Below are 11,475 nucleotides of genomic sequence, written 5' to 3'. Positions count from 1 at the left end.
ACGGTAAAAGGCGGTGATGGCGGTGCCGGCGGCGCTGGCGTCGGCGCAGCCGGCTACGGCGGCTCCAGCGGCGGCGGCGGCGACGGCGGTGGCGGCATCTATTTCGGATCGGCCGGGTCGAGGCTCAATCTGATGGCTGGCTCGGTGACGGGTGGCACCGGCGGCGCCGGCGGCATCGGCGGTCGCGGCGATGGCGCGTCCGGGCGTGGCGGCAACGGCGTCGATTTCGCCGGCGCCGGCGGCAATGTGGTCGACATCGCGCAGGGCACGACCATCCAGGGTGGCAATGGCGGACCGGGCGCCGCCGGTGGCGCGGGCATTTTCGGGAGCGGTATATCAGTCACCAACCGCGGCACGATCTCGGGCGGCCTCTCGAACCTTGGCGCATCCGGCGCCGTTCGGGCCGACGCGCTAACTTTCACGGGCGGCAGCAACAGCCTGACGCTCGGCGATGCCAACTCGACCGGAACGATCAACGGCAACATCGGCGTCACCGGAACGCTCGCCATCGATACCGGCAAGGGAGCAGGCGTGGGCGTAACGCTCGGCAACGTCATCCATGACGCGAGCGGGGCCGGCAACGTCACCAAGTCCGGCGCCGGCACATTGGTGCTGACCGGCACGAACACCTATACGGGCGGCACCACCTTCGCGGCGGGCGTCCTCAACGCCGGAAGCGCCGGCGCGCTCGGAACATCAGGCGCGCTCAGCTTCACTGGCGGCACGCTGCAGTACAGCGCCTCGAACCAGGCCGACTATTCGAGCCGCTTCTCGGCCGCTCCGGGCCAGAAATACAGTGTCGACACCAACGGCCAGAACGTCACCTGGGCAGGGGACGTAACCTCGTCAGGCGGCAGCCTCACCAAATCGGGCAGCGGCACGCTGACGCTTAGCGGCAACAACAGCTTCAGCGGTGGCGTGACATTTGCCGGCGGAACGATCAATCTCGGCAGCGCAGGCGCGTTGGGAAGCGCCGGCACGCTCGCCTTCAGCACGACGGTCGTAAGCACGCTGCAGTACAGCGCCGGCAATCAGACCGACTATTCCAGCCGTATCTCGTCGGCGTCACACCAGTATATCGGCATCGACACCAACGGCCAGAACGTCACCTTCGCCAGCGCGATGGAAGCGACCGACAGCACTCTGGTAAAGTTCGGCACGGGCACGCTGACATTGACCGCGGCAAATGCAACGCGGCTGAGCATCAACGGTGGCTCCGTGGTGCTGAAAGGCGACGGGGGCATAGCCGGCGACGTCTACTTCACGGGCGGCGGCCTGTCGTCCGTGCTGGACATTTCGCAGACCACGTCCGGAGCGACGATCGGCGGCCTGTCCCGCCTCGGGCCCGCCGACACGGCTTCGGGAACCGTCAGGCTCGGCAGCAAGACACTGACGATCAACGGCTACGGCCTGCCCAGCAGCTTTACCGGCGTCATCGAAGGAACCGGCGGCGTCACGTTTGCGGCCGGCGGCGCGACGCTCGGCGGCACAAACACCTATACCGGCGCGACGACCGTCCAGAACGGCTATGTGGTCCTTGCCTCCGACAATGCCATCGCCGCGTCGAGCGAGCTCAATCTCACGGAGGCCGGCACGGTTGTCCTTGAAACGGACACGGCGACAATTCAAACGCTGCGCGGCGACGCCGGCAGCGCCGTGTACATGCAGGACAAGCTCAAGATCACCAACGGCTCGACCGCCTATGCGGGCATCCTTGCGGATCTCGAGGATCCCTCGGGCCTGATCGTCGCCGGCGGCAACCAGACGCTCGACGGCATCAACACCTATACCGGCACGACCACGATCCAAAACGGCGGCACGCTGACGGTCAACGGCTCGATCGCATCGTCCTCGATGACGACGGTCGAGGCGGGCGGCAGGCTGGGCGGCACCGGCACGGTCGGCAATGTCACGGTCGACGGCGGCACGCTGGCGCCGGGCAGTTCGACCGGCACGCTGACCGTGCAGGGCGACCTGTCGATGACGGCCCAATCGACCTATCTCGTGGACGTCTCGCCGGCGAGCGCTGCCCGCGTCGACGCCACCGGCACCGCAAGCCTGAACGGCGCGACGCTGCGGACATCCTACGCGGCCGGCAGCTACGTCGCGCGGCAGTATACGATCATGACGGCCGACGGCGGCATCGACGGCACCTTCAGCGGGCCGGTCAGCAGCAACCTGCCGTCAGCGCTGAAGCAGACCGTGAGCTATGATCCCGAGGGCCACGGCGTCTACCTCGACACGGAGCTGAGCTTCGTCGTGCCAGGTGGCCTGAACGGCAACCAGCAAGCGGTCGGCAATGCGCTGATGACCTATTTCGACACCACCGGCGGCATTCCGATGGCTTTCGCCGCGCTGAGCCCGGACGGGCTGTCGCAAGCCTCCGGTGAAACCGCGACGGGCCTGCAGCAGACGACGTTCGGCGCCATGGATCAGTTCCTCGGCGTTCTCAGTGACCGCTCCATTCATGGCCAGTCGTCTGGCAGCGACATCACCGCGTCGACCGGTGACGCGCTGTCATCACGGTGGAATGTCTGGGCCACGCCCTTCGGCTTCTCGACCATGACGGACGGCGACGCCGCCCAGGGCAGCAGCACGTTGACCAGCCGGCTTTACGGACTGGCGGTCGGTGCCGACTATCGCCTTTCGCCCGACACCACGGCCGGCTTCGCCCTGGCCGGCGGCGCGACCAGCTTCAGCGTCGGCGGCTTCGGCTCGGGAAGGACCGACCTGTTCCAGGCCGGCGCCTTCGTCCATCACGACATCGGCGCGGGCTATGTCGACGCATCGCTCGCCTATGGCTGGCAGGACGCCCGGACCGAGCGTTCGGTCGAAGACGAACGCCTTGAAGCACGGCTTCGGCCGCAATCGTTCGCCGGGCGCCTCGAAGGCGGCTACCGGTTCGACACGCCGTGGATCGACCTGACGCCTTACGGCGCCGCGCAATTCGCCACCGTGGCATTGCCGGCCTACAGCGAGACCGCGAAGTTCGGAGCGGACACGTTCGCGCTGAGCTACGATTCGAAGAACCTCACCGCGACGCGGGCGGAACTCGGGTTGCGTACGAACAAGACCTTCTTCCTCGACGACAAGCTGGTCACACTGCGCAGCCGTGTCGCCTGGGCGCACGACTTCAACGCCGACCGCGATATCACGGCGACCTTCCAGGCCCTGCCCGGCGCGACCTTCACCACCAATGGCGCCGCGCGGGCCGCGGATGCCCTGCTGACATCGGCATCCGCCGAGATGAAGCTCAACAATGGCTGGACGCTATCGGCGACAGTCGACGGAGAATTCTCCAAAACCACGCAGAGCTATGCAGGGCGGGGTGCCGTGCGGTACGCGTGGTAGGGAGAAGGGCACACTGGGCCGCTTACCTGAGCAGGCGGCCCAGTGTCCCGCGGCCGGCTGGACCAAGACCGGGCGAGCGCCAGGGCGGTATTATCAGGTCCGGCAGCTTTGCCGAGATCGAACGAGACTTCGAGCCCTATGACAGGCTGATGCTCAGGAGAGGCTAGGTCGCCCCGTTGGAGAGTGTATCGTTCTCGTTCCTGGTGACGGATTTTTCGCCGAAGGGAAGGTTTTACCCTGATCGAGGAAGCGAGGGCGCCTTCGTCGTAGCGGGCTAGTGCCGATGGGCCGCCCGACCGCCAGCTTCTGCCAGAACGACCGCACGGCGATCGGCTGCTCCGAAGCGCTGAAGGAAGCCGGCCTGCACATCCCGACCGACATCTCCGTCGTCGGTTACGACGACGAAGGAATCGCCCGCCACCTGTTCCCGCCGCTGACCACCTCGATCTTGCCGCACTGGCGATGGGCCAATGGGCGATCGAACAACTGGAAGCGCCGGCGATGGCGGGGAGAGGGCGGTATCCGATCACCAAGCTGGAATGCCCGCTGGTGGAGCCGGAGAGTGTACGGGGGGTGGTGGGGGTAGGCGCCGAGGGCCTTGGTCTGGTATCTGCCGACCTCGCCAGCAGCAATTTCTGCGGAAATAATCCCACGAAGCTACCGGAAACTACTTAATCGTAGACCAAGCTAGCTAAATCGAAAGCAGTGGTCGACACGAAGCGGTTCACTCTCTCATCAAATAGAAGGCGCACCGGCAAGTCATCGCCATGTACCGTCCCCCAAAACACCTTACCATAGGCTGAATGGTCAACTCGCGCCTTGATCGTGTTTCTGTCCGACTGCAATCGACCTGTTTCGCCATCATCCTTGATCTCGATCAGTGCGATGCCATCGGGTTTCGAACGTCGCGCAACACCCACTGCAAAATCAGGGAAAAAATTGCTGCCGTCGGGCAGCACAAGTTTTGGCGCCCATTTGGTGTTTTCAGTGCAGCGCAACCACCACAAAACCGTGCCGGTGCTGTCTTTGTCAAGCAACCGTGCAAACGCGCTTTCCGGGCGGTTCATGCTGGAGGGGAAGACGCCATGTGCAGCCTTTTCGGCTCGCTGCAACCCCTCAGCATCAATGAGGTTCAAGGGAATCTGGTCTCCATCTTCAACCGTCATCCGCAGACGCTGCGCTGCGCGTACAGCTTCACGCATCGCTGGTTGTTGCTCCAGTGCAGCAAGCGCCACGCCCCGCCTAAGCATTCGCTCATCGGTGGGCACCGCTCTTTCGTCAGCAGCGCGCTCCAACGCCTGCAAGATCGACCGCTTCAGGTCGCGCGGGTCGATTTGATCATTAAACTGAAAGGCCGCTTGGGCTAAATCATCGACGCGAGCGGCAGAGATTGGCACGTTCAGTCGTTCCGGCAACTCGCTGCGGTTTTGGAACAACTCACGCAGCCGCAATTCGCCAGCTTTTCCGCGTGGCAGCAGATAGTCAGCGATTGGAATACGCTTTACGAATTCACGCCCAACCATATCAGCGAAATCGTAACCGGCGGCCTGAATGGCCGGCAATTCCTCTCGCTTCATCGTTTCGGGGAGTCCAAGGTTGGCACGCAACCGATAGAGGGCCGCATTGCTCCGGGCCGGGCTGGCTCCGTTTTTTTCTGGCGACTGCTGGATCGGCAGATCACCGAACAGGTCCCCAGTAGCCCCCGCATTGACGGCCTTGAGTAGCCGATCTTGAAATTCCGGCGTTTCAGTGCGTGCAGAAGGAAAGAGCACACCCTGCTCAACCAGTTGGTCGATACGTTTGATTCGCTCGTCCGCTGATACCAGCCCTTCCCCACGTATCGCCTGAATGTCTTGCAATACCGGTGCGCCGGTGCCGAACTGCACGACGTTTAGGTGATCGGTGATCGTATCGATGGACTCTCGCACAGCCTTCAGTTCAGCTACCGCCGCATCAAGGCCGCCCTGCAGTTCCGGATCGGTCAGCACAACGAAGCCGTTGTCGAGCAGTGGAACTATCTTGTGCAAGTGCCGTACTGCCGGATGCACGCGCATAATGCGCCCTACGATCTGCAAACCGAATTCAATGCCGCGATTTGGTCGTACAGAAACCAGCGTCCAGGCGCGGGGTGCATCAAATCCGGTTGCGACAGCCACCTTGAAAATTAGCACCTCCACATCGGGATCATGGGCGAAGGCATGGAAGTCAGGGTCGGGCTTGCCCGAAGTATGCGACTTGATCGCTGCGGTAGGCACGCCAAGCTGTACAAGCTTCTCGCGCACGCGTGCGACAGGGTCGGCTTCGCCCTTCTTCTGGTCCTCTACCTGAACCAGCATCAGCGGCGTAACGCTGATGCTACGATCGGCCAGTTCGTTTTTGATCTTCTTGTGGCGCGCCCAGCCGGCGGCGAACGCGGCTTGTTCAGGGTCGACCAACTTGCTGTCTTCTTCGCCAAACGCGACGATACCCAAAACAAGGCCGGTCTTGTTCAGTCCCGCGTCTACCACTGCTTGGCGGTCGACGATCACCCGGCTTTCAACGCGGATGCCGGCCTCGTTCTCAAAGGCCTCTAGCTTGTCGTCGTTTGGTGTCGCTGTGGCTAGAATTGCCGCGTCCGGCTTCAGCACATTTAGATAAAATTCGGCGGCGGCCTTGGCTGAAGTGCCGAAGTTGACATGTGCTTCGTCAATGACCACGCCGATTGAAAAACCGGTATCGCGCAGGTCATCGATCAAATCGTCAATCGAGCCAGAATTCTCGGCCCGTCGACGCACCTTTCGTGCATCAGCATTGTTGGCAGCGACGGTGGCCCAGGTCTGCACGAAAACATCCCCGTCGCGAGTGCTTGCCGCCGTCCTATCCTTGGCTACATCGCGCAACCGCAGCGAAGGGCATTGAGCGGATAACACGTCCTTGGTCTGCTCGACCAAGCCGACAAACGGGGTGAACCAAAACCACGCGAATTTGCCAAGCACCGCGCCACGTAGGCTTTCGAGAGTCCGTCCGAGGATCAGCGTCTTGCCAGCGGCCGTGGGAGCCTGCAACAAAGCCACGCCAAGGTCGCGGGCGATCATCTCTCGTTGGGCTGGATTTTCGACCTGCAAGCCGGCAATGCGCCTGACTGTGTCGCGAAGCGCGTCTCGCGCCTTAGACTGGTAGCCGGCTAACGTATGCAGCATCTCGCCAGCCTTTTTCGAAGGCTCAGCGCTCATTGCTGAAATCTTTGTTTGAGCACGTCGCGCACCGCACGCAACTCAATTGTGTCAGCCAGACCCCATTCCCGAATGACGCCCGGCGCCCAGGCATAAATAAAGACCTGTCGACCGATGGGTTGCGCCTCAAGGAACACTCGCAAAGCCTGATCCGGTCTGTCGACGAGAATCAATGTCGCTCCATCGCCGTCATGCGCGTTAAACGACGAAGCCGCGTCAAACACTGTAAGCGGTAATTCATGCATGGCTTCAAGCGTTGACCATATCTCCTGCAGCTCTACCTCATAGTCGAGGTCGGAGAAATCGACCTCGCGCATTCGCAGGTAGGCGAAGCCTGCGGAAAGGTCGGCGTACTTGCCATCTTCCAGTTTGTTGAGAAGGCGAATGCGCTCCGATGTCACATCACGGCAAAGGTTCTTGTCGGGCTCGTCCTCCGTTTTTTCAGTAGAAGAAACTAGGATAAAACGTCGGTCACCGTTATCCTCGGCGTTCAATTCCAACACCGCTTGCCCCGTCGTGGCGGAGCCGGCAAAGAAATCCAACACCAAATCACCCGGAGCCGTTGACTGACGGATCAATTCGCGGACGAGGGAAACAGGCTTTGCATAATTGAAAGTCTTTTCGCCGAAAACCTCTTTGATGACCTTGGCACCTTCATCATTAGTTCCGGAAACAATTCGTCCCCCTTGTTCTGTCTTAGCATCAGCATCCAGGCGCGGTGTAATCCAAGAAGATAGTGGTTGCGTAGCGCTACGCAGCTCAGACTTATAACGCTTGAATCTCGGCGTTCCAAACCCAACTTTCTTTCCAACCCAGAAGTCAAGATCTGGCAACTCACGCCTCAAAAGCGGCGAGCGCCCGCTCTTTGGTACGTCACCGCTATCAATCGCGCTGAAGAGTGCGTCCTTAGTCGGCCACACCGCAACCCTTTCATCGGGCGGGAACCTAATACGGCGATCCTGAATCCAGTCTTCCATGAACCGTGTTTTGATCTTGGCGCTTTCACCAGAAAGCTTTTTTGAGGCGTACCGCCAAACGGCGTCAGGATTGCACGGATACCAGACGTCTGTCTCGGGGTTATAGATTGGAAAGTAGCCCTTGCCTGCTCGACGATCTGTGTAAGCGACGTTGACTGTTAAGTCTCCGCTGGTCCACTCGCCCCTAAGATCGCCATCCGGATTTGCATACATGTCAAACGACTTTTGGCTGCCGCCAAATCGGAAGTCGGGTTTACCAAACGCAAGAATATGTTCGTGATTATCTGTGTAGAAGTATTGGCCGCCCTCATTCCCACCAGTTCGCGTTCGCCACACCAGGCTTCCCACTCGCATCCCCGGCAGAGCTTCCTCCATTAGCATGTCAAGCTTGGCGCGGTTTTCGTCATTGATTGACACGAGCAAGACGCCGTCCTCGGTCAATAGGTCACGTGCAAGGATCAGACGGCGGTAGAGAAATTCGAGCCATGTTGAATGCCGATAGCGATCATTGGGATCCATGTAGTGATCGTTGTATACCCAGTCCTTGTTGCCGGTATTATAAGGCGGGTCGATGTAGATGCACTTGACGCGACCAGCATAGGCCATTCGAAGCCAGCGTAAGGCGTCGTAGTTGTCGCCTTCGATGATCAGATTTTGCCATGGAGACGGGCGTTCGCTTAATTTCTGATCCAAGGTCGCGACAACGAAGTTTTCGTCGACGGCCAGATCGGCCTCGATGTCGTCACGTTCCCACACCAGACCAAACCGGCGCTCGCGATCACGCTTTTGCAGAATCCGGACCAACTGCTCGCGAGTTAGGTCGTCATATTTTCCAGCCATTCGAAACGTCTTGTTGCTCTCTATTCGGGTCTTGCCCGGTCTTCTCCTGCATCACAATAAGACAATTCTCACCCCGACCGCGACCGCTTTGCCGCGATCCAGCCCGGACGAATATTGATATGCAAGCGTCTTCCGAGGTGAACCTAACTGCCGTGGTTGCTTTTGCAAATGCGCAAAAGCGTAATCCACACCCGCGGCTCTAACACTAGAAATCCATTCATTCAGCAGGCTGGTTGCGATAACCTGAATGGCTTATGCGAAAGATTGCCTTTTCGGCAGCAGGCTTCGCCCTATGCCATTGGCGCACCCGACAGGATTCGAACCTGTGACCTCTGCCTTCGGAGGGCAGCGCTCTATCCAGCTGAGCTACGGGTGCTTTCCGGGAACCGGAAAACGAACCGGGTGAACCGGCAAGTCACGGCTTCTTAGCGGAAGCGGGCGCGGGCTTCAACGGCGAAATGGAGCAGCGGCGCCGTCCGAAGGGAGAGGCCGTGAGTTCGCGTCCTCCGGGTGGGCGATCTGCTGGACGGCGTGCGTATCCGGGCTGCCGGTGGAGCGGCCGCTACCAAAAGACCTTTTCCTGCGGTATTCGCGGTTCGGCATGAGAGCCGTTCAGCGCTTCACAGAATCGTCGAACGGCTCTAACTCTGTGTTTTTACGCAGTTCCCTAGGGGAAACGCTAGGCGTTTCTCCCGGGAAAACCGTTTCACACTTTTCCTGGAATTGCCCCAGGCGTCCAAACCAGAAGCGCGAAAATGTTCAGCATCGAGCAGCCCGCGACATTCGGGCAGGAGATAAAGAAGAGCCGCTTCCTGGCGGCTGCGGGACCTGTTTCGTCCGAGGAGGAAGCGAAGCAATTCATAGCGGCGCACTCGGTCGCCGACGCCAACCACAATTGCTGGGCGTGGCGCATCGGCATGAATTACCGGTTCAACGATGACGGCGAACCGAGCGGGACGGCTGGGAAGCCAATTCTTCAGGCGCTCGACGGTCAGATGCTCGACAATGTCGCGGTCGTGGTCACGCGCTGGTTCGGCGGCATCCTGCTCGGCAGCGGCGGGCTCATGCGCGCCTATGGCGGCACGGCATCCGCCTGTCTTCGGACGGCCGTCAGAATTCCGATCGTCACGACCGTCGAGGCGACCATCACGTGCGGGTTTTCCGATCTTGCGCTGGTCCAGGCGCGGCTGGCGGCGTCGTCCGGGGTTCGCATCCTGCGTGAGACTTTCATCGCGACCGGCGCGGACCTGACCGTTGCCGTCCCGCAGGCCGATGCGTCCTCGATCGCGCGGATGGTCATCGACCTCACCAGCGGCCGCGCAACGGTTTTCTTGCCGGATTGACCGGCCCGTGAACCCGGGTGCCGCGAGGCGCGCGATGGGATCGACAGGCGGGTCCGGCCCGGCCGATCGGTGCACTGCGCGATATGTCGTGCCCGCGGCCGACGGCAGCACCGCCTCTTGTCAGCACGGTCGCTGACGGACTGGCGACCTGCCGGGTCTACTGCCCCGCCTCGGCCTTCGCGGCCCTGCGCCTTCTCACCCCGTGCGCGGCGCGTTTGGCTTTCTTGGCGCCGGCCAGTTCGTTCATCGCGTCGAGCTGCATCTGCTGCATTTCGGCGAGCCGCGTCCACTGGCGGGAGATGAGGTAGTCGAGCTTTTCGTGGAGGTGGCGCACTTCGAGCTCGGCCTTGAGGTTGACGCGGTATTCGTTGAAGGAGCGCAGGCGGTCTTTCACCTCCTGGCGCTTCTGGCTCATCATGATGACCGGCGCCTGGACCGCGGCGATGCAGGAGAGCAAAAGGTTGAGCAGGATGAAGGGATAGGGGTCGAAGGCGCTGTTCAAGCCCTCGAACAGATTGATGCCGATCCACACCAGAAGCACGGTGGCGAAGGAGATCAGGAACCACCAGCTGCCGCCGAAGGCCGCCATATTGTCGGAGACGCGGTCGGGAAAGGTGCGGTGCTCCTCGAACTCCTCCTCCGAGTTTTCGGAAATGGTGTCCTGCTTGGCGATCGATTCCACCACCTGGCGGTCGAGTTCGGAGAATTCGCCGTGCTCCTGCTGCAGCAGCTCCTCCATGTAGCGCATGCGGTAGCGGCCGAGCTCCTCGCGGCTGACACGGGCGCCCCTGGGCAGGTCGGGGTGGTCGGCGCGGATGCGGTCGGCGAGACTCGGGCGCAAATCGTCGATGCGCACCAGATCGCGCTTGCGGAATTTGCGGCCCGAGATCGCCGAGGGCTTTCGCTTCGGCTTGATGCGCGACGCGCCGGGCGGGACCGGCTCGGAGTCAGGCACTTCGGGCGTGTCGAAATGCTCGTCCGAAATCCCGTGCAGGTCCGTGTCGGTGGTCGTCGCCTCGAAGTACTCGCCGCCGCTGTCGTTCTGGTTGTCGGCGGCCTTCTGCTCGGATGCCTTGGGAACGGTGCTCATGATGGGCTCCTGCTGTCGCGCTGCGGTTAGGATACGCCAAGGCGGCGGGGCAGTGCCACCATGGGTTTTCGCAGCCTATGCCATGCCTACCGCACGATTGCGTGACAACCGCAAGACAATAGCCGGCTGTGGGGTTTTGTTGCCTTCGCAAGCTGGCCGGCCTCCCGGCTTCGTCATCCACGGGCGTAGCAGCCGCGGAGCGGCGTCGCGAATACCCGAGGGTGACGAAGAGAGGGGCGTCGCCCCTCGCTCTACTGCTGTTCGGCGAACATCAGCCTGGTCTTTGCGGGATCCATCGTCGGCGACAGGCTGCGCTGGATCAGCGCCTCGACATGGTCGTTGCGCTGGCGGGCCGAGTCGGCGCCCATCACCACCACGATCAGCTGGCGGCCGTCGGCATCGTAGGAGGTGACGATGTTGAAGCCGGACGCCCTGATATAGCCGGTCTTGATGCCGTTCACGCCGCGCACCCGGCCGAGCATGTCATTGTGGCCGCGCACCAGCTTGCCGCGGAACATGAAGTCGCTTTCGGAGAAATAGTGGAAGTGCTGCGGAAAGCGCCGCTGCAGCGACATGCCGAGCACCGCCATGTCGCGCGCCGTGGTCATCTGGCCATCGTCCGGCAGGCCGGACGCATTGCGGAAGGTGGTGCTGGTCATGCC

At 61.7% G+C, this 11,475-nt stretch carries 5 protein-coding genes, 1 tRNA gene and 2 pseudogenes; 3 read left to right on the top strand and 5 right to left on the bottom strand.

Translation table 11 applies throughout. The features are described from left to right. Together J0I79_RS33640 and J0I79_RS33635 are read left to right on the top strand one after the other, a co-directional pair. Positions 1–3,351, top strand: a 3,351-nt coding sequence (locus tag J0I79_RS33640) for an autotransporter domain-containing protein (protein WP_292870041.1), incomplete at its 5' end; no start/stop codon positions are given. Positions 3,352–3,640: 289 nt separating this feature from the next. Then, positions 3,641–4,026, top strand: a pseudogene (locus J0I79_RS33635) (substrate-binding domain-containing protein); the annotation flags it as partial. Here the strand turns inward: J0I79_RS33635 and J0I79_RS33630 are convergent. From J0I79_RS33630 to J0I79_RS33620, 3 genes are all read right to left on the bottom strand, one after another. Further along, on the bottom strand, positions 4,023–6,563 hold the full coding sequence (locus J0I79_RS33630) for a DEAD/DEAH box helicase (RefSeq protein ID WP_292870038.1): 2,541 nt from the start codon (positions 6,561–6,563) through the stop codon (positions 4,023–4,025). The pseudogene J0I79_RS33635 and the gene J0I79_RS33630 sit on opposite strands and share 4 nt — an antisense overlap. Then, positions 6,560–8,380: a site-specific DNA-methyltransferase gene (locus J0I79_RS33625; protein ID WP_292870035.1), complete on the bottom strand. Its 1,821-nt coding sequence runs from the start codon at positions 8,378–8,380 to the stop codon at positions 6,560–6,562. The genes J0I79_RS33630 and J0I79_RS33625 overlap by 4 nt, the downstream gene beginning before the upstream one ends. Positions 8,381–8,679: 299 nt before the next feature. Then, positions 8,680–8,756, bottom strand: a tRNA-Arg gene (locus tag J0I79_RS33620). Between the two features lie 379 nt (positions 8,757–9,135). On the opposite strand from J0I79_RS33620, the gene J0I79_RS33615 reads away from it, so the two are divergent. Next, positions 9,136–9,723, top strand: a complete 588-nt coding sequence (locus J0I79_RS33615) for a YigZ family protein (protein WP_292870032.1) — start codon at positions 9,136–9,138, stop codon at positions 9,721–9,723. 157 nt (positions 9,724–9,880) lie between these two features. On the opposite strand, the gene J0I79_RS33610 is transcribed toward J0I79_RS33615, so the two are convergent. Then, positions 9,881–10,813, bottom strand: a complete 933-nt coding sequence (locus J0I79_RS33610; protein WP_292870029.1) for a DUF1003 domain-containing protein — start codon at positions 10,811–10,813, stop codon at positions 9,881–9,883. 251 nt (positions 10,814–11,064) lie between these two features. Then, positions 11,065–11,475: pseudogene (locus tag J0I79_RS33605) on the bottom strand (D-alanyl-D-alanine carboxypeptidase); the annotation flags it as partial.

It is taken from the genome of Mesorhizobium sp. (assembly GCF_017306585.1).
Classification (GTDB): Bacteria; Pseudomonadota; Alphaproteobacteria; order Rhizobiales; family Rhizobiaceae; genus Mesorhizobium.
This window is presented reverse-complemented; position numbering and strand designations above follow the sequence as displayed.